This is a genomic window from Calothrix sp. NIES-2100 (assembly GCF_963875285.1).
Taxonomy (GTDB): Bacteria; Cyanobacteriota; Cyanobacteriia; order Cyanobacteriales; family Nostocaceae; genus Aulosira.
Map to the genome: position 1 here is coordinate 7,242,118 of NZ_CAWNLA010000001.1, position 24,435 is coordinate 7,266,552.

Below are 24,435 nucleotides of genomic sequence, written 5' to 3' on the forward strand. Positions count from 1 at the left end.
GACAACTGACCAATGACAACTGACAACTGACAACTGACTATTGACCAATGACTAATCTATTGAAAGCCCTTTAGAAGCTAACCATTCGCGATTGAATATCCGCGACTGATATCGGGAACCACTATCACATAAAATGGTAACAATAGTATGTCCTGGGCCTAACTGCTTGGCTAAGGCAACAGCTGCACCAACATTAATACCTGTAGAACCGCCCATTAATAATCCGTCTTTTCTCAGCAGTTGATAAACTACTCGCAAAGCTTCTTTATCATCTATCTGGATTGCATCATCAGCTGGTACGCCTTCCATATTCGCTGTGACACGACTATTACCAATACCTTCAGTGATGGAACTGCCTTCTATATTGATTTCACCAGTTTTGATGTAGCTGTAAAGTCCACTACCTAGGGGATCTGCCACAACACATTTAACTGCTGGATTCTTTTCTTTTAAATAGAGTGCGACACCAGCAAATGTACCGCCAGTTCCAGTTGCAGCTACCCAGCCGTCAACTTTCCCATCTGTTTGCGCCCAAATTTCTGCCCCTGTAGTTTCGTAATGGGCTTGGCGGTTAGCTAAATTATCAAATTGATTCGCCCAAATAGCATTGTCTAATTCACTAGCTATTCTGCCAGATAGCTTGACATAGTTATTGGGATCTTTATAAGGTACAGCCGGAACAGGGCGAACTTCTGCACCTAGGGTTGTTAATGCGTCTATTTTTTCTTGAGACTGAGTATTTGGAATGATAATTAGGCATTTGTAGCCTTTAGCGTTGCAAATATGTGCCAATCCAATTCCAGTATTACCAGCGGTGCCTTCAACGACTGTACCACCAGGTTTGAGCAGGCCCTTTTTTTCCGCATCTTCAATAATATACAGTGCAGCGCGGTCTTTAACGGAACCACCAGGATTGAGAAATTCTGCTTTAGCGAGAATTTCGCACCCCGTTTCTTCACTAAAGCTGTTTAAGCGAATTAGAGGTGTATTACCAATGGTGCCGACGAAGCCATGTTTGATATCCATCTTACCTGTACCTAAGTTCTGTCTATAAAAATTTTGGCTTATAGTGGCGGCAATATGGATGTATTCTGTCAATGCGATCGCATTAATCTAGTGATGATCGCAGAAAATGGGCATGGGGCATTGGGCATTAGGAATAGGCAAGAGTCATTAGTTATTTCTTTCTTGCTCCCTGTAGGCTGAGCAAAGTCGTTGGCGCAGCCTCTCGCAGAGAAGCCCATCCCCAATCCCATCTCCTCAAAGATTACTTGCAATCAACTGGCGGTACTCGCTTTTCTGCTTCACACCTTTGACTTCTGTGATCAGTTCCTTATTTTTGAACAATTGAATCGTCGGTGTTCCTGTCACCCCAGCATTTTCGGCAATCTCGCGGTCTTTGTCGATGTCAATTTCGACAAAGTGAATTTTACCGTCAAATTCATCAACCACTTTATTTAAAATTGGCTTCAGTGTATGACAAGGGCCGCAGCCCGGAGCAACGTATTTTACCAGAAGTACGCGATCGCTTTCATGAAAGAGTTTCCGCAAAGCATAAGCACCCTCATGGCGTGTGGCGTTTAAATTAAATTCAGCGTCTTGCTCAGCTTCGGTTTTCTTCGCTGCTGGCGGATGTTCTAATTCATTAACTGGTGTTTGGTGCTGTTGATGGAATTCCTGAATCAAACCATTAGAAGATAACCAGCGTTCTGCCAACATCGCTGACATACAGCCAGTACCCGCCGCCGTAATTGCCTGCCGAAACTCATGATCTTGCACATCACCAGCCGCAAATACGCCTTCAATGCTGGTTTCTACCGAACCATGCTTAGTCACAACGTAACCCACCTCATCCAGTTCTAGTTGTCCTTTGAATAGAGATGTATTCGGACTGTGACCAATGGCATAAAATAAACCCTTGGCAGATAATTTGCTTTCTTCCCCGGTTTTGGTATTGCGGATTTTCACCCCATCCATGTGGCCGTTACCAAAGATATCTACGGCTTCAGTGTTCCAATGTACCTGGATTTTTGGATTGCTCAAAACCCTGTCTTGCATGGCTTTAGAAGCCCGCATTTTATCGGAACGCACCAACAGATTTACTTTAGAACCATACTTGGTTAAGTATATTGACTCTTCCGCAGCCGAGTCCCCAGCACCAATTACAGCCAGTTCTGCACCGTGGAAAATTGGTGTCGCACCATCGCAAATCGCACAAGCAGAAATCCCACGACTCCAAAATTCATGTTCACTGGGTAAACCTAAACGCTTTGCGGTCGCACCAGTAGCAATAATAATGCTGTTGGCTTTAACTTCCCTTTCCTCTGAGCGGACAGTAAACGGACGCTGAGTCAAATCAACTGATATCACATCTTCTGTATATAACTCAGCCCCCCAGCGTTCTGCTTGCGCTTTCATCCTGTCCATCAATTCCGGCCCAGTAATCCCTTGGGGAAACCCAGGAAAGTTTTCTACTTCCGTCGTTGTCATTAGTTGCCCACCAGGCAAACCCCCCGCTTGGAAGCCTTCAAATACCACAGGTTTCAAGTTAGCACGCCCGGCATATATCGCAGCTGTGTATCCTGCTGGGCCAGAACCGATGATTACCAAGTTTTCTACTGTCGGGTTGGTCATAACAGTTATACAAACTCATAACGACTACGCTTAATATAGCATAACAAACTGCGATCGCAAATTGGCAAAACTAGGGATATTGAGAGCGCTATCTACAACAAGCTGCTGACGCTCCTTCTCCCAAGTGGAGACGCTACGCTAACCCTAATGCATCTACGCAGGTTAATATTTCATCTCCCCATATCCGTCATCTACCTCAACACATAACCTTTCTTCATCGAATCGGATAGCCTCCTCATCAGCGAGATTTAGGTATAAAAACTAACGAAAAAATTTTTTTACTACAAGTGATATGAAACTGATCGAAGGTGGGTAAGTTATTTCTAGAACAAACAAACGACCCGGACGGCAGGGAAAACACTTATGAAAACCGAATTGAAAGCGAAATTTATCCAATACATCCTCGGCAAAAAGAAAGAAGACGAAGGTTTCACCCTCATTGAATTATTAGTTGTTATCATCATTATCGGTATTTTATCTGCGATCGCGTTGCCCTCTTTCTTGAACCAAGCCAACAAAGCTAAACAATCCGAAGCTAAGACCTATGTAGGTTCTCTGAATAAAGGACAACAAGCTTTCTTTACAGAAAAAGGAACTTTCGGAACTAAAATAGAAGATTTGGGCGTAGGGATTAAAACACAAACTGTTAATTACAAGTATTCAAGCGCCGGTTCTGGTACAGGTACTAGCTCAACTGCATACTCTGGATCTTCTCTCACAGGGGTTAGCGGTGTAATTAGAAACTATAGCGGTATGGTCTCCTTAATTACCGAAGGTTCAAGCAGTGATGCAACTAGTGTTGCCATTCTCTGTGAAACTACTGCTGTTGCTGTTACTGCGGTAGTTCCAACAAGTGGGCAAGCTTGCGCTGGTGGTTCTACGGAAGTAGGTAAGTAATTAAACAATTCAGGAATGAGGATGACATAACACATTCAAAAGTTGAATTGCGAGAATTAAATCTATTAAGTCTAAGTCAAAGCAACTTGAGAACAGGTAGATATATACAATTTTCATTCCTACCTAAAAGTAGAGACGTTCGATTGAGCGTCTCTACAATATTTTTTTTTATCAATGATTAACTTTTATTACTGACAAATGCAACAAAATTCACAAACTATAGATTATCCTCAGGCTATTGAATATTACGAAAATGCCATTGAAGTAGAACCTGATGTCAAATCCCATTACTGGCATTTGGGATTATATTTATTATTACAAGGTAAAGAGCAAGAAGCACAACTAACTTGGTTGATGGCTATCACCGAGGGAAATGAAGAAGAGATTCGGTTATGGACAACAGAGTTAACCCAGCTTTTATATCAAGAAATTCAACAGCAGGCAAAATTAGAAAACTATAAACAAGCCTGGATCATTAGTCAACATTTACGGGAAATCGATTTTCATCATGTTAATAATTTATTGTTTAACTTATATTTAGCTACACAATTAGAAATATTAGATGATGAATATTTTGAAGAACTTAGTATTACTAATGTCTTGCAAGAGCCAAATATCTCTTTAGAGCCAGAATTATTTTCCGAAGTTCTTTATCTACTTGTAGAATATCCGCCGCTCCACAGATTAACTTTAGAGTTAGCCAAAAGTGTATTGGCATCAGCAAGCAATCTTTATGACTATAACTATATTATAGCATCTGCGGCTATTAAATTAGAATCAGCTTTAAGAAATTCTGAATTTGCTGCTCAGTTACTGGAAACTTATATAGCAATAGATCCTAACGATCGGGAAGTTCTAATTCGTTTAGCTTTTTGTTATCAAATAACGGGTCAGCATGTTCAAGGAATTAATACAGCGAAAAAACTCTTATCTATTTCTACAAATTTAGTTGACAAAGTTTTTTATAATCACTTGCTAATTAGGGGATTATTAATCTCAGCAGGAGCATGGGAAGAAGCTTGTTTAGCTATAGAACAACAAAAGAGTTTAATATCATCTGTGATTCAAGAATCCTCGAGAATACTAGAGGATGCAAGAATTATGCGTCTGTATACGTCAATGTACTTTTTCCCCTATATAGTAGACACTCCTCAAGTCATTAGACCGATGCAAAATCAGTTAATGAATTTATGTGTCAAAAACTTTGAACTTAACCTAGGAGAAAAAATTAATCAATATCGTCACCAAAGAACTTCCTCAACAACAAGTAAGAAAGTTTTAAAAATAGGCTATTTATCGCATTACTTAAAACAACATTCTGTAGGTTGGATTGCCCGTTGGCTATTTAAACACCACGATGCTGATAACTTTAAAATTTATTCATACATAATTAATCCCCGTCTCCACGATAGTTTACAGGAGTTTTTTATTGAATCTTCTCATCAAGCCCATAGTATTGACACAATAGAAAGTGTATCACAACTAACTGAACAAATACTTAAAGATGAAATTGATATTTTGGTTGATTTAGATAGTATAACCTTCGATTTTATTTTTGAAGTTCTCGCAGTCAAACCTGCTCCCATTCAAGTAACTTGGTTAGGGTGGGATGCATCTGGTTTACCCTCTATTGATTACTTTATTGCCGATCCTTATGTATTACCAGAAGAAAGTCAAAGCTATTACAGTGAAAAAATTTGGCGCTTACCAGAAACTTACGTTGCTGTAGGGGGTTTTGAAATCCAAACTCCGACATTAAGACGAGAGCAAATTGATATTCCGGCGGATGGAATTATATATTTCGTTGGTCAAAAAGACTATAAGCGTCATTTAGAGAATACTAGATTACAATTGAAAATCATTAAGCAGGTTCCTAATAGTTACTTATTAATCAAAGGTTATAGTGATGTAGAAGCCTGCCAGAGATTTTATGAAAAACTAGCGAAGGAAGAAGGAATAGATCCGAAAAATTTGCGCTTTATATCTCAAGATCCAACTGAACTAATTCATAGAGCAAATTTAGCTATTGCTGATATAGTTTTAGATACCTATCCTTATAATGGTGCAACTACTACTTTAGAGACCTTATGGCTGGGTATTCCCTTAGTGACAAGGGTAGGGCAACAATTTGCTGCTCGCAATAGTTATACCATGATGATTAATGCTGGAATTACAGAAGGCATTGCTTGGACTGATGAGGAATATGTAGAATGGGGAGTGCGCTTAGGCAAGGATGAGAAACTCAGACAAGAAATTTCTTGGAAATTAAGACAAGGAAGAAAAAATGCACCTTTATGGGACGCAGAAAAATTTACCCGAGAAATGGAAAAGGCTTATCAGCAAATGTGGCTAAAATATTTAGAAACAAAAGAAGGATAGGATGTTGAATAAGTTAAACATTTTAATTCTTAGCAATTTATATCCACCCCAAGTCATTGGTGGCTATGAGAGAGCTATGGCAGACTATGCTAAATTACTTCATCAGCGTGGTCATAATGTCTTAGTAATCACAACTAACGCTGAAGAATACACTACAAATTATAAAATTCCCGAACCAGCACCTATAGTTCATCGCAGTTTATATTTATGTGGAGAATGGACACCTCAAGGGCCACAGTGGTATTCTCCAGAACCAGTGTTAGCTAGAATTTTCCAAAATCGTGAAGTTTTAGCTGAAGAATTACAAACTTTTCAACCAGATGTTTGTCTAGCAGGAAATATTGATTTTTTAGGTTTAGAATTACTAGAAAAAATCCTGGCAGATGGTATTCCTGTTGCCCATTATGTAATGAATGCAGGTCCTGGTTATGTCCCTGTATTAACGCCTAAGAGCAAATTATATCAATATATTACTTGTAGCGATTGGATTAAAGATACTTTAGAGCAAAATGGACATTCTGTAAAAACTGCTCAAACTATTTATCCTGGTGCAGCAGTTGATGAATTTTATCAATCTGAACTACCACCTAGAGATAAATTACGTATCGCCTATGCTAGTTTAGTTATGCCTTATAAAGGTGCTGATGTTTTAATTGAGGCTCTTTCTTTACTGCATAATGCTGGCATGGAGTTTTCAGCTACCATAGCTGGAGGAACACTAAATCCAGAATTTGTGCAAGCTGTAAAAGAATTTGTCGAGTCAGAAGGAATGCAAGATAAAGTAAAGTTTCCCGGTGCTTTATCTCGTCAAGAACTCAAAGAACTTTTCCGCGCGCATAATGTTTTAGTATTTCCCTCTCGCTTTCCCGAACCTTTTGGTATTAGTCAAATCGAAGCTATGGCAGCAGGTTTAACATTAGTAACTAGCGGTACTGGTGGTGCTGGAGAAATAGTTGAGCATGGCAATGACGGATTAAAGTTTGAGTCAGAAAATCCTTTAGATTTAGCTGATGTTTTATCTTCTTTAGCTCAGAATCCAGAAGAGTGGGAGAGAATTACTTACGCTGGACAACAAAAAGCTATGTCTATATTTAGTCAAGCGCATACAGTTGATAATTTAGAAAATGCATTACTCAAATTAGTAGCACTGAAGTAAAGCATTTTGTCAATTAAGATAAGTCTAAGTATAAATATTTTTTAAATCTTATTATGCTAATAATTGTAATATCTTAGGTTGATACTAATTATGCTCACTAATGATAATTATCTAATCCAAAGCTATCTCGATACATTTTCAGAAAATACTCATTTAAGTCTCTACAACATTTATATTTTTGAGCAAATTTTGGGTTTGCAAAAGCTACTTGAAATACAAGGCGATATTCTAGAAATTGGTGTGCTTGAAGGTGCAACCTCTGCATTGTTGGCAACTTCTCTAGAAGAGAAGGAAAGATTATTCCTTATAGATCCATATCAAGACCCAAATACAATTTGTCCTACAATAGCTAAATTTTCAGGCATTGAAAATGAACAATTAGTTTATTTTCAAATGGACTCAATTTTAATTTCCAAGCGACATTCCAAATTTTTAGAACCTCACTCTCCTTTGTTCAGATTGATTCATATAGATGGGGAACACAGCTATGATGCTGTTTACTCCGATATTGGGCTTTCTACCCTGTATCTTTCAAACAGTGGTTTGATAGTACTTGATGATATATTCAACATTAATTCTGCTTGCTGCACTCATGCAATGTTTGATTATTTAAAAAGTAACCCTAATTTGCATTGTGTAGCTATGGGATTTGGTAAAGCTTACCTATGTGAAAGTAGATATATTAATGCTTACAGGAAGTTTTTTATCAACTTACCAGAAACTTTAGCTATGATTGCGGGTTTAAATGTCAGAGTTTCATTTAATAGTTGGGCTTACGAAAGATCCTACATCACACTTTCTGCTATCGAGAGTCATGAAGCAAAGTATCAAATTATTAATCAAAGATTTAATTCCCTGGATGAAGTTATTGAGGCTCTTGACTTAAATCTCTAAGAGGTTGTTTCTCAACTTGCAAAGTTTACTTAAAACCTCTCTCAAAACCTCTCTCCTGCGAGGAGACAGGCTTTTAAAGCTCCATCCCTTCATGAGTGTTGGGGAGCTAAAATTCCTTAAGGAGTTAGGTTTGGGAGACTTTGATGTTAATCACAATACTTTTTAAACAACTTCTACATGTTGGCGCATACTATTTAAATCATACTTAGGAATTCCTGCGAGTTTTGGCTGTATAAGAATATTATTTTCTTGGTTTATAATAATTTGAGCATGGAGTCTAGTTTTCAAAACTTCCCATTCTGTTTCATTTAATATGCCTACAAACGAGATTTGTAATTCATCAGAAATCTCTATATTTTCTGCCATTATCAGGTTCATAATTACCGTAGATATTAACACTTGAGCATCATCTTCTGATACTTCACCAAGATAAATTAGTAAGCTAGTATTTTTAATATCAAAATTGATAATTGTAGACTTTATTGCAGTATTTAAATCCTCTACTATCAATTCTTCAGACTGTTCCCAATCGGGAAATAATATGAAATTAGTTGCTCTTAAATTTAAAGTGTCTTCAAGATATAGCTGTAAAGTGTAGGAATTAATATCTTGAAAAACTGCTAACTCTTGACGAACTACTAATTTAGCAACTTCTAATTTAAAAATGGCTTCATCTTCAAAAATAGAAGTAAATACTTTTTGTGATGCTTCAATCCTAGAAAGTCCTTGTAGAGATTGTAAAATTTCTCTTAGAGAATCTTTGCTAATTACTGCAAAGGATAAAAGCGCTAGTGGAAATCTGAGTATGGGTAATAATTTTACCGCTTGTACATAAGCCATTTTTCCACTGTTACGTAATACTAATTTATCTTGATCGCTAAAAATTCCCGTAATAAATATAGCATCTTCAATTCTATCTTCTATCCCAGATAACCAACCTCCTACAAAAACTCCTTGCAATTTTTGATCATCTGAAGAGGTGAGAATGTCTATAGCTGAAGAAATTAATGATTCATCATATTGAGTGTAGTTGTTAGCAAGTAAGATATATTCTGCTGGTGTATCTTCTATCAAAGATAATATAGCTTCTATAATTGTTTCATAATTATCTTTTGCACACTTATTAACTTCTTGTATGAATATTTTTTTATATCTTGATTGTAACAAATAATCAGACGAAAGCTGATTTTGATCAGGATTATCAACTTGATAATTGAGGTGGATAATACCTACTGTCACAGGATCAGTAATTAAATTATTGAGATGGTTGACAGTTTGTTCTCTGACAAGTTGCTTATGTTGTTTGAGAGTAGATATCTCTTGCTGATAGAAAGCTTCTTCATTTTCTGGAATGCGGTTACTGAAATCTTCTCCAGGTAAATTTTCAAAGGAAGTTCCTAACATAATCCTGTCACAAACTTTATCTAGAGTTGGATCGCTGCCTGGTTTTAATTCATCTAGCGTTTCAAATTGCAAATTAAGATAGTGGAAATCTCTAATACCGATGACACGGAATTTATGGGAAAACTGGAAGAAATAAGCATTTGTAAATCGATAAACTTTTTTTAAATCCTCAGTTGTGAATTTGTCTTTATATGCAAAAAGCCTATCCACAATCTGATTAAGATGTTCTTGATCATGATTATTAATAATATGCTGAGCAGCTTTTTCGTATGCTGATGTTTCCAAAATTGCCGTTGGTATGCCTCTAGCAATTGCTTCAATTGCTACGGTACTAAAGCAAGCGATCGCAGCTTCTGCATTCCATAACAAAGCGTAAGAAGTTAGCTGCTCAGAAGGCATGACAAATCTCACATTTTCAGGTGCAGAAAAAATCTGCTTATAAGCTTTTGTTAAAGAATAAGTTTCTAATATATCAGTTCCATTCCCTCCAATCAGGGGATGATGACGAATGACTAAATACTCATTTCTATTTCTAAAAATTTCGATAAGATTAGCAATAATCTCAAATTGTTCGGTAATTTTAGCTTTATCTGTTAAAGCTGCTAATTCATCTTCACTGGAGGTAAATACAGCTAATATCTTCGCATCTGATGGGATTCGCAGTTTCTGACGAACATCTATATAATTAGTCTGAAAATTATAAAAAGCGTGCCAATTTATATTAACACCATATTCACGTTGAATAAAATAATTCTTAGTTTGTTCTATTTCTTCAGAAGTTAACGTTGTGTTTTCCCATGATTTAACACAATCTAATATAGGTTGTGTATTCCAGGTTGGATAATTATCAAAGAAAGTAAAGCTATTATCAATAAAACCCCTTTCATGAGTAATTATATCAATTTTCATTTGCCGAGCCACTTCAAAAGCTACGCGATAGGGTGCAAATCGCGCATTAAATAAGAATATATTAGTTGGTTGATATTCACTAAATATTCTTACTAAGGCTTGATAAGTTACAAAACCATCTATTAAATATTTTCTATGAACTGTTTGGACATCTTTGCGAGAGAGTCCAGCAGCAGAAATCCGAAATAAGGTATAAATAGTAGAAGTTACCCATTGACCAATAGCTAAGCCTTGATAAGTGGCACTTGCATAATTTTCAGGACTGACTGTTTCTAGCCACTTGTTAGCAGCAATGTAATCTTGAGTTTCAATAAAATTTCCTATTTGTATGAATGGAAGTTCAAATACATTGGCAAAGAAGTCTTTGCCTATATGAGTACATTCTTGGCATTTATTATTGTCGAATCTGGCGACCGCACAATTCTGATAAATTCCGTCGCAACCTACAACTAAAACTTCACAGCCACGCAATCTTAATGAGGTAGCGACAACAGCATCTACTTGCTTATGAACTAAACCAGCTCCATAGGGAGAGAAAAATAATACTTTTTTTTGGATAGACATAATATTATTTGAAGGCTAGATTAAATAGGAGAATTTTGGAGACAGATTATGAAAAATTAGTGCGATCGCCCTATGTTAGATAACTAAATAATCAGGTATTTCATGTGACAATTGAAACTATAAACCATCAATATAAATTACCATTTTGCATAACTAATTGTGCAATCCTCAAGTCAGCATCACGCTGTTGCACACAAAAATCTGTAACTACTAGCTGAGGCTGTTGATCATACAAAAATTGCTGTAACTTTTCTGGCGAAGTCAGAGGATATGTGACACCCAATTTATTAGTCATAAGTGTATCCTCTACACCGATAATCAAACTACCAGATGCTATTCCCATCAAGGCTGCTTCAATCAGAATGATCGAGGTAATTCCCAACACTATATCTTGTTGCTGAATGGTTTCCAGTACGTCAGTACTTTCATCAATTGCAAATGGCAAACCTGATTCTGCTAATAAACTGAGTGAAGCAGGACACTTATTTTGGCGGGGATGAAATCTAATCAATAATTTTTTTAACGGCTTATATTCAGCCAATACTTCAATTAATATTCTGAGAATCTCAACCTCATTCGCATCATATTGGGAAGCAAAAAGAACGTATTGGGGAGTAGCTAGCTTCGTTTTTTGTGGTTTTTGTCTTGCTACTAACCAAGCAAAATAGGGCTGTCCGACAACCCGAATGCGATCGCTTGGCAATCCTTCTGCTATCATTCCCGCAGCACAAGTTTCATCTATGGCGGTGATGGTATCTGGAAAAATTGGTTTAGCATCAGGATGGTTGACAGGTTGAAACCGCTGAAGGTAATTTGCCCAATAGTCGATGACAGCAATGCTGGGAATACCTTTTTTTCTCGCCCAGAGAATAGCATCTCTTTCAAATTCATCAACTTGTGATGTTCCTGTTAGCAACACATCACCGTCTAATTCTACAAACAGAGGTTGGTGTTCTTCCCCTACTGGTTGATAGGCGACACCAAGACGTTGAAACTGACGGATAGCTGGCCCTTTGGCATAAGCTTCAACTACTGCCCCTATTTCCTGTAACCTAGCTACTGTGGCCGCAACAGCGTTTGCACCACCAGGATCATGGGCGAAAGCAAGTATTTTCATTGTTCTTTCCCATTGCTTAATTCTTCGGCATAAGCTAGGACTTTAGCTATGGCGGCGACAAAGCGATCAACTAGTTTTATCCCTCCAGGGACTTGAATGAAAGAAGTGGCTAGTAAAGTTTCACTGTATGCTTTTTCCGCGTTTGGACAGATTCCTGTGGGATGAGAGATGATTGTCTTACCATCGTGTTTGAGTTTTTCAAATAAAGGCAACCTGTATAAAGGACGGACATAACGCCCCTCTACGGGACAACCTTCTGCTTTCAGGGCTTGTACAAATCTGTCCCGTGACATGCCAGCTTGGTTTGGATCAAACCAGATTGGATAGGTATAGTAAACATGGCGATCGCCTGTGTCAACCTTAGCTGTCCGTAATGCTTTGAATTCTGATAGACCTTGATCTAAAGCTTTGGCGATTTCTAATCTTGGTTCTGTAAGTTCTTCTAAACGTTGCAGTTGAACGCTAGCGATCGCCGCTTGCAGTTCTGTCAAACGGTAATTGTAGCCAACAATATCGACATCTTCATCCCAGTTTTCAGATGCGATCGCATTTTCACCATGATTACGTACTAAGGCTACTCTTCTAGCCAAGCGATCGTCATTTGTGACTACTATTCCTCCTTCACCACACTGAATAGTTTTGTGACAGTTGAGGCTAAAAACCCCCAAATGACCAATGGTTCCCAAGTACAACCCTTGGTGTTGACCTGCCGGTGCTTGGGCATTATCCTCAATCAAAATCAAATTATGTTGATCTGCTAACTCCCGCAGCCGCAATACTTGGGCTGGCCCACCAAATAAATTCACCGCGATAATTGCTTTAGTCCTCGGACTAATAGCACGTTCCACCGCTTCCGGATCAATGCAACAAGTGGCTTCTTGTTGATCTACAAAAACAGGAGTGCCATTTGCCATCACTACTGCGGTTGCAGTTGCTGACATAGTTTGTGGCGGGACAATTACCTCATCCCCAAAACTCACCCCAGCCGCCACCACAGCTGCATGTAGTCCACTAGTAGCCGAATTTACACTCAGCGCGTGTCGAACGTGGAAATAATCAGCCCATTGTGCTTCTAAGTTGCGAACTTGTTCACCACCCATAAAGAATGGCCCAGCTGCCCCAATATAGTCAGATAAAATACCTTTTTTCAACACTTGGACTGCTGCTTCAGTTTCCTGAGTGCTAGTGCTGATATATCTTGGTAGTGCTTCCGTAAAGGTTTTAGTGCCACCCAATAACGCAGGTTTTTCTGTAGTAACAACCATAAAATTATTTATTTCCTGTATAAATTTTATTTTTTCTTGCCATTTCCACAACTTGTAGAGCTAGGATACCATCAGCACCAGAACAAGTTGGTTGCCCGCCCATTTGGGCTAACTGTACAGCCTCGGTGACAGCTGCAAGTATGTGTCCTTTTAACCCATCTTCACAAATCAGATCTGGTTGACTCAAATCTTGAAAGCCTAACCATTGGCTAGGTTCAGACTTCTGCAAAGTGATTTGTTCGCCACTAGCCAGATATTTCACCATCCCGTCACTTCCCCAGATTTCCCCTTCACCAATGGAATATTTGATATCCCGGAGGGCGATTAAAAAGGCAGTAAATCCACTATTCCAGCAGAGTGCTATTGATTCGGGTGGATCATGAGTATCGGGTAGTGTTTCTAGGCAATAAGCTGAAGTCACAGGCCCAAACAAAGCTAGTAATAAATCAATCCAATGGGTACCGTTGTGCAATAAGCCTCCGTTATAGCGCAAGCAAGCCCCGCGAGGATTCCCCAAACTACCATTTGGACTGGTAAGCTTTTTCAAAGCTTGGAGCATGGGTGTCCAGCGTCGGGAATAATTAGTCATGAGGATACAGCCTTGAGTCGCACAGGCATTAATCATCATTTCTGCTTCTGTAACATTGGGTGCAAGTGGTTTTTCGCAGAGAATTACACGCGGTTTCCAAGCCAGTGCGGCTGTAACTCCTTGAGCATGGAAAGCAGTTGGACTACAGATGGATACGACATCAAGGTGAATATCCGAGGGGACATCTGCCAAGTTGGTATAGACTTGTGTTTCTGGGAAGCGTTGCTGGAAATCAAGACAGGCTTGGGGATTTGGATCTACTCCCAGGCTAATTTTGACATTAGGTATCTGAGCGTAACCTTCAGAATGGCTGAGTGGTTCACCTTGGGGGGAAACACCAAAACGATGCCCAATATTGCCTAAGCCAATAATCCCTACTTGGATGTTCATGAGTCTATCCAGCCTTGTTTGTGGGCATATTCAAGAATATCCACCGTTGTCAACTGGGGATTTTGATGATAGAGAGCTTCATAGATTGCTTTAATGCGATCGTAATCTTCTTGATAATCGAGAGTAATGCGAAAGAAAGGATTACTTATTCCAGGAGGAGCAATAATATCTAAACGGCGATATCGTTCTGGATGCCGACAAACATACCAACCTACGTGTTCTCTAAATGGTTCAATAGTCGCTAATTCTAGGCTTTCTGCTAATGTTTTCCAGGGTAAAACTATGAGATCCAAACCGTGAGGATATGAGCGCACTTCACAGTTAGTAACGTAATCTATATGGGGATAAGTCGAGAGGAAAGCAGAAATATGTTGGTCGATTACATAAGGATCAATTAAAGGACAATCCCCAGTTAAAAGCACGCTAACTTCTGCTTGATAATGTTGTCCAGCTTCTACAACTCGTTCTAGAACATTTTCTTCTGAACCCCGAAAGTAAGAAATATTATTTTCTTGACAAAAAAGGACAATAGCTTCGTCCTTTTCATTAGTCGTAGTTGCCACAACCACTTCATCTACATAACGAGATCGACGCACACGCTCAACCATGAGTAAGAGTAGTGGTTTCCCAACTGCTTCTTTTAAGACTTTACCGGGAAGGCGTGAAGACCCCATACGGGCTTCAATAGTTGCTACAATACGAGTCACAGTTCAGTCTCCCCTTGCAGAAATTTTTGTTAAATATTCTAAGCGTAAAAGGCTTAAATTTACACAATCTAAGTATTGACCTTCACAGTAATAAGACTGACGCGATATTCCTTCTTGGATAAAGCCAGCTTTTTCAAAAGCACGGATACAACCTAGGTTTTTTTCTACAGAGCCAGCATATAGTCGATTTAAATTGAGACGCAGAAATGCGTGTGATACTAAGAGATTAATGGCTTCAGTAGCTATTCCCTGTCCCCAAATATCTTTCGCTCCTAGGAGAATACCAATTTCGGCTGAACGAAAAATTGCATGTATGGCATGAAGACCAATATTCCCAATATGTCGTTCTTGTTCTTTTAAAATTATGGCTAGAACTATATCAGTTTTACTATTTTGAATTGACTCAAAATAATTCTCCAGAGAGTTATAAGTGCTGGGAAAAATTCCCTGTTGCATCCATTTGGTTATGTCCTGATCGTTTAACCATTGTAAGTATTCACCTTGTAAATCATACTGTTCCAAAGCCCGCAGATAAATTCTCTCACCTACCAAAAATTGATGTTTCAAGATATTTCCTCATCTCAGCGAACAGCCAATGGTTATTAATGCAAAATTTGCCATCTTTGGTATGTATAAGGAAAATTTTTATAAGCTTCCAGAAAACTGGGCTTCACTGTTTTAATATTTAGCTCAATTGAATTATATGGCGCTCCAAACAGACAGGTAGCCATAGTAACTTGGAATATTAATCTATGTCCAGATTTTAAAGCTTTACCTTTATGAAAACCTCTGGTATCGGCGGCAATAATAGTACCTCTTGAACCTGTAATTTCTATAATCTTGTCTTGTTCATAGTATTGTTCTATTTCCTCATCTAAAAACCGCCCATCTCGCAATAAAGATATTGGCTTGGTGAGGTGAGAACCTTTGACAAAACAGTGAGGCCCGTTATTTGTATCAACATCTGTCAAGTAAATGAAGAAATTCAAGAATTTGATGGGATCGCCATCCCAATGATATAGTTGAGCATCTCTTGAAGAAGCTTCACCATTCAAAATACTTGTACTCCACCACATACTGGTGTTTCTATTTGTTACACAGGAACCACAATAAGATTGAGCAACTTCTAATAGAAAACGATCGGAAATGAAATCCTGAATAATGGGATTTTCAATTAGTTTTGTTTCGTCAATATGGTATGTGGGCGCTTTTGGTTGTTCTTTTTGATAAATTGCATATTCTGGCTGTGAAGGGTTATGTATATTGATATTACATGGCATGGAATAGGCAAAATCCAGTAAGCGATCGCAAATCTCACTGGAAACTTTATCCTCAAAAACATAGTACCCTTGCTCTTGAATTTCCTTAGCAATACTTTCTGCCTGAGATTGGCTACTAGGCATCAAAAATTCTTTGGCTGTATTTAAATCATAAGGCAAATAAAACAAGCTATATAAGGACATCCAAAAATTGTTAAATGCTCCATCTGTTAAAAAATATAGTAACCGCATAGCCTGATAAGATTGAGGAGGTGTTTGAGAATTTTTAATAAAATGCTCATAGCCACGATTGAAAACATCTATGATGTTTAAAAACTGCTCTCGCTCAACCAACAGCGGTATTTTTTCATTAACAGCCCAATCTTTGACAACTTCTGAAAATATTTCTTGAAAATAAGTTTTTTTCCTCAAGCTTTTTTCGGCTTCAGATACATCATATTTGTCAATATTCTCGAGATTAAATGTAATATTCAGTAATTTTAAACAATATTCTTCATAATCTGTATTATCCTCTGCCTCATTATTGAGTAATTCTGTTTGGGCTTGTTCATTTTTCTGGCTATTTTTCTTAGAAATGGAGAAGATAACTGCTAATTCACTATTTTTATCATCTCCAACAACAGATTTAATATCATGTTGATAATAAACTTGATCTACAGAATCACCAAAATAAGCCAATATTTCGTCAACTGAGTTACTACGCGAACCACCTGGTGCATAACCATATATTTCTGTAATTTGTTCATCAGTCAGAGGATTATACTCAACTCCAATAGCAACTAAGCATCCTGGCTTTGCTACTCTAATTACTTCATCAGCTACTTGTTTAGGATTATTACTATAGTTAAGTACCCAACCTAAAATTATGGCATCCCATGAATCGTCTTCATAGGGCATAGAATGCATATCACCTATATCTACCCAAGGAGAATAGGAGATTAAATCTAAACCCCGAATATTTTCTATTTCAAACCCATGTCCAATTAAGCAAAGTAAATCATCTTCTGATCTCGGTCCAATAACTAATATTTTGGAACTGGGGTTTAATATGCCGAATAAATTTGAGTTCGGGTTGACTTTTCCCAATACAGAAAGTGGCTTAATCAGGATTAATATTCTTGGCGATATCACAAAGTTCTCTAGCCCTTGCAGGTTATGTTCAATGGTTAAATCACCAATATATTTATCATCTCCTTGGTATATAGCCATTGATTTTTTGATATCGACATAATAAATATATCTAGCTATAACGACCAGTTTTCTGATTGACGAAACCATGAGCAGTTCGTTAAAAAACTTCCTGCCAAAGAGTTGATTAAATTCATTAAAAATGAAGAGAAGGAATTTTCTATAATATTCAAAGAAATTTTCATTCTCTAAAAAAAAACGTAGCCCTTGAGAAAAGAGTTTAATTGAATACATATGACTCTAATAATTTACTTACAAAAATATTTGATTTGAGTAGTTGTTCAGCATGAAGATTTAGGTTAGCTGAATAATGGAGTAGCAGAACTGAATATGTAAGCGATCGCTAAATACAGGAAGCACTGCTTTAATATTTTTTGGTGTTAAGATATCTCGTGATTCCATATATTTTGGTATATAGAGCGATCGCCTGCCAGTCAAAGACTCTTTTTCAGGCTTTTTCGCACCATAAGCATCTTTCACTCTCAATCACCAACTGTTGCATTTGTACAAATTTCATTGAAAAAAATGAGTCTATAGAGATGAATCCCTAATAACATCAAGCGTTGTGCAATGAAGACCACCCAGCATGGTGTAACAGTGACGCATCCGAACCGGCACTACCGTGAATTTCTTAGCTTCCAACGCCTTGATCATCTCAATCTGTCGGTCATGTACAAGAACTGTCTTTGAATCAATAGACATCACATTCAGACCAGCCCAAGGTGAACTAATGTGATTCAGCGGTGAAGTAACACCCATTTCCAATAATTCTTTGTAGACCGGAATCCGGACAGATTGATGAAATTCCACCTCAGACTCAGGAACTGGCGCAACTTCCGTAAAATACAACTTATCCCAACCTGCAAACACTTCTGGGCAGGTTTTCTCATTTACTCGCGCCCCATTCAGCAGCACAACACCAGGACAAAGGGGAAGTATCGTAGAATCAAGATGCGAAGAACGATAAGCGTGTGTTACGTGTACTCGGTAATCAGATCCAAGAATATTTGTCAGCCATTTAACAGCCTTGCGGTTTCCCGTACTTGAGACGAGAAAAAGAACATCTCTTCCCAGCCTGATAATGTTCGCCGCATCAAAAATTACTTCATCCTCATCAAGATAGTGGAAGGTTTCATTTAGTCCATGACTCAAACGCTGATGCAGGTGATCCTCCACAGTTTCTAACTCGCTGCGGGGGCGCTGAATTTCATGAATGTACTCACCTTTAAGTTTTGGTAAAGGTGCTGATATCCATTTAAAACCGTCCTCGAAAAAGTTTTGATAGAACAGATCATGAAAAGCATAAGGCTCAAATAAGCGGAATCTTGAAGATGGCGCACTGACAATAAGAGTGTCACCAAAAACAATGTGGATATCGCGCACGTTGTAAATATCAAATCCCGCAGCCATCCAGTTTGGTGTCTGGAAACGGGATGAATTTTCCGACCAATTTGGCCGCAATACATCAACTCCCGCTTGCCAAAAGATATGACATAGATCCTCTAAATCTTCTGCTACCTCATCTAGATACCATTGTGGATAAGCTTTGTTTGCTAGTGCAACTGCACTTTCCAAAATATCAAAAGACGCATTTGCCACCTCGATACCTGGTCGGAAACCTGCGACAGTTCCAACAACAACAGCTTTGAGAGAATCCCACTCGTTATGGGAGTTAAGCTTCACTAAATATTCCTCCTGCTGATTTTTTTATTAATTAAATTTCCGTATTTGTCCGTAGCAATTAAATATGAAACTTTTCACTTTGGGTCGTCAAATTTACTCAATCATCTGCCATGACATCGGCATTTCTGCCTCAATATCAAGTGTAGATTTCTTACCAATTACAGCACTGTAATGCTTAGGCGGCAGACCATTTCCTGGACGAATAACACGCAGGTTTTCTTCTGTAAACAATTCTCCTTTCTTAATGGGACGAACTACATAGATTGAAGGTCGCTCCTTCAGTGAAGCATCCTCGACGGAAAGTGAACCATACGAAATAGTACCTAAACTTTGCCAAACTAGCTGAGTTCCTTCAGTGAGTTCACTGAGTTCTGAAGGCTCAATTGAGAATGCGGCATCAACACCACCTTCAGCGCGTGAAATAGTGAAATGCTTTTCTATCACCACTGCGCCATGTGCTGTCGCTGCGAAAGCTACGTATGGGCGCAGGGTGTGATCGGATAAACCAACTTCACAGGCATAACGTAAACGCATATCATCTATGGTCAGAATATTGGCATCTTTTTCTACTGACGGATACGCACTTGTGCATTTGAGCAGAACAAATTGATCGCAGCCATTTGCACGAATTGTCGCCACTGTGTCATCAATTTCCTGAATTGTAGCCATCCCAGTAGATATCAGCAGCGGCTTGTGCGATCGTGCAGCTGCTTCAATCAATGGAATGTGGATCAGCTCAAAGGAAGCAATCTTAATTGCATCTACTCCTATTGAAAGTAGAAATTCCAAAGATTTCAGATCAAATGCTGTGCTAATACAAACTAATCCCTCTTTGCGGGCTACCTCAAATATAGGTTCATGCCACTCCCAAGGGGTGTGTGCTTCTGCGTACAAATCCCAAAGGCGACATCCATACCAAAGACTTTCAGGATCATCAATAAAAAACTCCGATCGCCTGCTATCAATAGTCAATGTATCAGGAGTGTAGGTTTGAAGTTTAATGGCATCAGCACCACTAGACGCAGCAGCCCGAACAATTGCGATCGCTCTCTCCAAGTCGCCATTATGATTCCCAGACATTTCTGCTATAGTCATCGGGCGAAATCCAGAGCCTATAAGCTGACCACCTATGTTGATAGCTGACTTTTTCATCTGCTTTTTACCATACATTCAACTTTAATAAAATCAGGTTCTACTCTGTGATATAGATTGCATCACCTTAGACACACGACTTGCGCCCAAGTGGTCAAATATAGACCGAGATCTAAAGTTGTTAGCAACCTCCTCATAATTTGTCACAATTTCAATCAAAGCATTTGATATATTTTCTGCATCAACGGTTGCATACTCACCAAGTGAAATAATTGCTGATTGCTCTACCAATTGATTCACCATCAGGGCTTGATTATCGCTTGTTACTGTCACTAAGCATGGCTTTCGCATTGTCAGTGACTCCACCATAGAGTTGCCACCAGCAGTGAGCAATATATCTGTATTGCGCAGGAGATATGCGAGACTTTCAGGCGCAATATGAACCCTGACATTCTCAATTTTCTCAGCCGAACGCATCACGATATCGGCCTTTGTATTCACTTGTCCTACAACCACATCAACCCTTCCAAGGCATTCTCGGTACTGTTCATGGTTTCTTAAAAGATGAATAGCTGTTAATGCTTTGGTGGTTTCGTCTGTGGGATCGCTCCCACCATAAGAAATCAGAAGCTGCTTCGGTTTTGCTAGTGATAAGGAAGTTTTTTCAACGAATGCAAACTCTGGATCAACAAGGGCAAATTTTGAACCTACGAGTTCGCAAAAGCCATTTTCATTTCCATTAATATCTGATTCAAAAGGGCAGCTTGTATCACTTAGTAGCACGTCAGCGTGGTGTCGGCGATTTCGGAAGTCGTCGATTGCTAATATTTTATGACCAGCTTTGCAAATAGTTTTCTCCCATAATTCACCAAGTTGGTAGTTATCAACAATCACCCAGGATACACCAGTGGGATAACGTCCAATAATAGATAGTGTTGCTTCTGCATCCCACAACTCCTGGTTTTGGGTAATATCATGATGACAACTAATTTCAGTATGATTAAGCCAAGAGATATTGAAGTTCTCGAGCAGTTTCTCTATCTTGGCATCGCCGCAACACTGACTGATTAGTTGGATTGTAAACCCATCATTCTGAAGTTGTTTACCCAGGGTTATACATCGGCGCAGGTGTCCCATACCGATTGTGGGATTTGCATCAACTCGAATCGCAACGCTTCCAGGACTTTCCACGATTTTCCACACTTTTACTTGCTGATAAAAAACATGAGTAACCTAACTTAAATTACCCATTACTTATTCCTTAAGTGTTTTCTGTTCCACATGAGAGTTCAGCATTAATAATTCTGGGTTTTCTTCTAAAAAATCTACTACCTCATCAGTTGTAAAAATTTCTCCAGGCTGATATAATTTGTTATATATCTCCTCTATCAATCTCCAATCTTCTTCAGTATCTAAAGTCCAACGATAATCAGATAAATCATCATCGTTGGTTTGATTATGGAGACTAAAAATTTCTGGATTTTCATAAATATAAGGTGTGACGTGTTCCCTTTCATAAGCGTGATGTGCTTCTTGAAAGGCTCTTTCTAAAACCTTAAATGTAAAAACTTCAGCATCTAAACCACGAGGATAACTGCGACGTAGACAGTTACTCAGGTAGTCTATTTCTAAACCATGACTCGTTTCAGTTTGAAAATATTCCAGCATCCAAGTTAAAACTTCTGCATCAAATAAGGGACAATCAGAAGTTACTCTCACAATTACATCTGCTTGATATTCTTTGGCTGCCAGATAATAACGCTCTAGTACATCGTCCTCGCTACCTCTAAACCACTTGACATCACATTTTTCTGCTGCTTCTACAATGACATCATCTGCTAAATCTTTGGTTGTAGCAACAACTATTTCATCTACCAAGGAACAAGCTTTAACTCTCGCAATTACATGGAACAAAACGCTTTCTCCAAAAAGTTGTTTCATGACCTTTCCAGGTAAGCGAGTAGAACCCATCCTTGCTTGAATAATTGCTACTATTTTCATCACAAGATTCCTGCTAATTTTGTTACTACTTGCTCTTGTTCATCTGCATTTAAACCGTAATATAAAGGTAGAGAAATTGCCTCTTGATAGTACTGTTCAGATTGGGGAAAATCTCCGGCTTTAAATCCTAATTTTTGATAATAAGGCTGAGTATGCACAGGAATATAATGTAAATTTACCCCAATTCCAGCTTGCCGCAATTCTTCAAAGACTTGTCTATGAGTTTTACTAATCTTATCTAGCTTTAACCGAATTACATATAAATGCCAACTAGACTCAGTCTCTGGATCTTGCCAAGGTAATGTTAGCGGTAAATATTGTAATAATTCATTATATCTATGAGCTAAAAATTGACGACGTTCTACAAACTCATCTAAACGATTCATTTGACTACTACCTAACGCAGCTTGAATATCAGTCATCCGATAATTAAAGCCTAATTCTAACTGCTGATAATACCAAGCTCCGTGAGATTCACCTTGCATCAAATCGGGATTTTTCGTAATTCCATGACTGCGCAGCCTAATTAACTTTTTATACAATTTCTCCTGATTTGTTAATATCATTCCCCCTTCACCAGTAGTAATAATCTTGACTGGATGAAAGCTAAAAACTGTCATCTCAGAAAATTCACAACCACCAACAGGTTTACTCTGATATTTTGCTCCAATAGCATGAGAAGCATCTTCAATAATTTGAAAATTATATTGTTGTGATAAAGCGGCAATTTTCTTCATTTCACAAGATTGTCCGGCGAAATGTACAGGTATTACTACTTTAGGTAAACAACCTGCCTTTGCAGCCCAAGCTAATTTATTCTCTAATGCTTTTATACTCAAATTGTAGGTATTTACATCAATATCCACAAAATCAACTTTTGCACCACAATATAACCCACAATTAGCTGAAGCAACAAAGGTATTTGGTGATGTCCAAAGTATATCTCCTGTAGCTAAACCAGCAGCTAAACAAGCAATATGTAATGCTGCGGTAGCACTAGAGACTGCTACCGCATATTTCGCATTACAATATTGTGCGATCGCTTGCTCAAACCTTTCTATAGCTGGCCCTTGAGTTATCCAATCTGAGCGCAAAACTTCAACTACAGTGTCAATATCTGCTTGATTTATATCTTGTCTACCATAAGGAATATAGTTACTCATAATTTCAGGATATCTAGCAGTTGAAACCCTGAGAGCCATTCTGTATTTGACTCTGAACTATACTCAAAACCTTCGGGAACTGCTACTCCTTTTTCACCTAAAGCGTTGCAGCTATAATCAACAACACGAGTATATTCAATAGTAGGCTTTATCACATAATGATCGGCAAACTCTATTGCTAAATGGGAAGATTCTTCAGAAAACATCGCTTCATGGAGTTTCTCTCCTGGTCTAATCCCAATAATTTTTGTTGGTATTCCCGGTGCTAAAGCATCTGCTAAATCAGTAATTTTCATGGAAGGAATTTTAGGAACAAAGATTTCTCCTCCTTGCATTCTTTCAAAGCTATCCAATACTAAATTAACTGCCTGTTGCAGGGTAATCCAAAAGCGCGTCATGCGTGGATCTGTAATCGGAATTTCTGTAGCTTTTTCTTGAATGAGTTTTTGGAAGAATGGTACAACTGAGCCTCTTGAACCAACTACATTTCCATAACGAACTACAGAAAACCGGGTTTTCATTGCCCCAGCAATATTGTTAGCAGCTACAAAAAGTTTATCAGCGGCTAACTTTGTTGCGCCGTAAAGATTAATCGGATTAACTGCTTTATCTGTAGAAAGAGCAATTACTTTGTCAATTCCTTGTTCCAGGGCAACATCAATAACATTATTTGCCCCATTAATATTAGTTTTAATACATTCCATTGGGTTATATTCAGCCGCCGGAATTTGTTTCAGAGCCGCAGCATGAACTACATAATCAACCCCCTGGAAAGCTAACCGCAAGCGATCGCGATCGCGCACATCTCCCAGAAAATATCGCATGGCTGGAGAGTTAAACTCTTGCGCCATCTCAAATTGCTTGAGTTCATCCCGTGAGTAAACTATAACTTTCCGAGGTTGATATTGGCTCAGCAGAGTTTTCACTAATTGCTTGCCAAATGAGCCTGTACCACCGGTGATTAAAATCGCTTTATCATTAAACATTTTTTTTGACAACAAAAACTGCCTAGTTAAGTTTTTCTTTTTTGTATGACTAAAAAATACTGATGAATTTATTTCTGACTACTGGGCTGTTGTTACCCCTGTTTTTCTTCACATCCTCCAACACAGTCTGATCATCC

20 protein-coding genes are annotated in these 24,435 nt (G+C 38.4%); 4 read left to right on the forward strand and 16 right to left on the reverse strand.

The annotated features are described in order from the left end of the window. Positions 1-51 precede the first annotated feature (51 nt). The gene (locus AACU32_RS29475) at positions 52-1,026 is read right to left on the reverse strand and encodes a cysteine synthase A (RefSeq protein WP_096604967.1); all 975 of its coding nucleotides are present in this window, start codon (positions 1,024-1,026) and stop codon (positions 52-54) included. Positions 1,027-1,260: 234 nt separating this feature from the next. Continuing rightward, complete coding sequence (trxB, locus tag AACU32_RS29480; RefSeq protein ID WP_096604969.1) at positions 1,261-2,634, reverse strand: thioredoxin-disulfide reductase; 1,374 nt, start codon at positions 2,632-2,634, stop codon at positions 1,261-1,263. A gap of 363 nt (positions 2,635-2,997) precedes the next feature. Here trxB and AACU32_RS29485 point away from each other — a divergent pair, with 363 nt between their 5' ends. The 4 genes from AACU32_RS29485 (at position 2,998) to AACU32_RS29500 (ending at position 7,960) form a co-directional block, all read left to right on the forward strand. Further along, positions 2,998-3,531 (forward strand): type IV pilin-like G/H family protein, encoded by a 534-nt coding sequence (locus tag AACU32_RS29485; protein WP_096604971.1) that lies wholly within the window; start codon positions 2,998-3,000, stop codon positions 3,529-3,531. Positions 3,532-3,729: 198 nt separating this feature from the next. Further along, positions 3,730-5,910 carry an O-linked N-acetylglucosamine transferase, SPINDLY family protein gene (locus AACU32_RS29490; RefSeq protein ID WP_096604973.1) on the forward strand — a complete coding sequence of 727 codons (2,181 nt, stop codon included), beginning with the start codon at positions 3,730-3,732 and terminating at the stop codon, positions 5,908-5,910. Between the two features lies 1 nt (position 5,911). Next, positions 5,912-7,066: a glycosyltransferase family 4 protein gene (locus tag AACU32_RS29495; RefSeq protein WP_096604975.1), complete on the forward strand. Its 1,155-nt coding sequence runs from the start codon at positions 5,912-5,914 to the stop codon at positions 7,064-7,066. 90 nt (positions 7,067-7,156) lie between these two features. After that, on the forward strand, positions 7,157-7,960 hold the full coding sequence (locus AACU32_RS29500) for a class I SAM-dependent methyltransferase (RefSeq protein WP_096604977.1): 804 nt from the start codon (positions 7,157-7,159) through the stop codon (positions 7,958-7,960). A 162-nt stretch (positions 7,961-8,122) separates the two neighbouring features. Here AACU32_RS29500 and AACU32_RS29505 read toward each other — a convergent pair whose 3' ends face one another. The 14 genes from AACU32_RS29505 to pseB form a co-directional block, all read right to left on the reverse strand. Further along, a complete protein-coding gene (locus tag AACU32_RS29505; RefSeq protein WP_096604979.1) occupies positions 8,123-10,837 on the reverse strand; it encodes a hypothetical protein in 2,715 nt (904 codons plus the stop codon). Between the two features lie 127 nt (positions 10,838-10,964). Then, on the reverse strand, positions 10,965-11,954 hold the full coding sequence (locus AACU32_RS29510; RefSeq protein ID WP_096604981.1) for a hypothetical protein: 990 nt from the start codon (positions 11,952-11,954) through the stop codon (positions 10,965-10,967). After that, a complete protein-coding gene (locus AACU32_RS29515) occupies positions 11,951-13,219 on the reverse strand; it encodes a DegT/DnrJ/EryC1/StrS aminotransferase family protein (protein ID WP_096604983.1) in 1,269 nt (422 codons plus the stop codon). The genes AACU32_RS29510 and AACU32_RS29515 overlap by 4 nt, the downstream gene beginning before the upstream one ends. 4 nt (positions 13,220-13,223) lie before the next feature. Next, the gene (locus AACU32_RS29520) at positions 13,224-14,198 is read right to left on the reverse strand and encodes a Gfo/Idh/MocA family protein (protein ID WP_096604985.1); all 975 of its coding nucleotides are present in this window, start codon (positions 14,196-14,198) and stop codon (positions 13,224-13,226) included. Continuing rightward, on the reverse strand, positions 14,195-14,905 hold the full coding sequence (locus tag AACU32_RS29525) for a cytidylyltransferase domain-containing protein (protein WP_096604987.1): 711 nt from the start codon (positions 14,903-14,905) through the stop codon (positions 14,195-14,197). The genes AACU32_RS29520 and AACU32_RS29525 overlap by 4 nt, the downstream gene beginning before the upstream one ends. Before the next feature lie 3 nt (positions 14,906-14,908). After that, a complete protein-coding gene (locus AACU32_RS29530) occupies positions 14,909-15,472 on the reverse strand; it encodes a GNAT family N-acetyltransferase (RefSeq protein ID WP_339378366.1) in 564 nt (187 codons plus the stop codon). A gap of 35 nt (positions 15,473-15,507) precedes the next feature. Next, positions 15,508-17,394 (reverse strand): phytanoyl-CoA dioxygenase family protein, encoded by a 1,887-nt coding sequence (locus AACU32_RS29535; protein ID WP_339378367.1) that lies wholly within the window; start codon positions 17,392-17,394, stop codon positions 15,508-15,510. A 273-nt stretch (positions 17,395-17,667) separates the two neighbouring features. Beyond that, the gene (locus AACU32_RS29540; RefSeq protein ID WP_339378368.1) at positions 17,668-17,853 is read right to left on the reverse strand and encodes a hypothetical protein; all 186 of its coding nucleotides are present in this window, start codon (positions 17,851-17,853) and stop codon (positions 17,668-17,670) included. 51 nt (positions 17,854-17,904) lie between these two features. Further along, positions 17,905-19,056, reverse strand: coding sequence for a hypothetical protein (locus AACU32_RS29545; protein ID WP_096604993.1), 1,152 nt, complete (start codon positions 19,054-19,056; stop codon positions 17,905-17,907). Between the two features lie 93 nt (positions 19,057-19,149). Then, entirely contained in the window at positions 19,150-20,208 is a 1,059-nt protein-coding gene (gene pseI, locus AACU32_RS29550; protein ID WP_096608230.1) for a pseudaminic acid synthase, read from the reverse strand. Positions 20,209-20,241: 33 nt separating this feature from the next. Then, positions 20,242-21,339: a UDP-2,4-diacetamido-2,4,6-trideoxy-beta-L-altropyranose hydrolase gene (gene pseG, locus AACU32_RS29555; RefSeq protein WP_339378369.1), complete on the reverse strand. Its 1,098-nt coding sequence runs from the start codon at positions 21,337-21,339 to the stop codon at positions 20,242-20,244. Positions 21,340-21,402: 63 nt separating this feature from the next. Further along, positions 21,403-22,149 carry a cytidylyltransferase domain-containing protein gene (locus AACU32_RS29560; protein WP_096604997.1) on the reverse strand — a complete coding sequence of 249 codons (747 nt, stop codon included), beginning with the start codon at positions 22,147-22,149 and terminating at the stop codon, positions 21,403-21,405. Beyond that, the gene (gene pseC, locus AACU32_RS29565; RefSeq protein WP_339378370.1) at positions 22,149-23,351 is read right to left on the reverse strand and encodes a UDP-4-amino-4,6-dideoxy-N-acetyl-beta-L-altrosamine transaminase; all 1,203 of its coding nucleotides are present in this window, start codon (positions 23,349-23,351) and stop codon (positions 22,149-22,151) included. Before pseC ends, AACU32_RS29560 begins: the two co-directional genes overlap by 1 nt. Next, on the reverse strand, positions 23,309-24,298 hold the full coding sequence (pseB, locus tag AACU32_RS29570) for a UDP-N-acetylglucosamine 4,6-dehydratase (inverting) (RefSeq protein WP_096605001.1): 990 nt from the start codon (positions 24,296-24,298) through the stop codon (positions 23,309-23,311). Before pseB ends, pseC begins: the two co-directional genes overlap by 43 nt. Between the last annotated feature and the right edge of the window lie 137 nt (positions 24,299-24,435).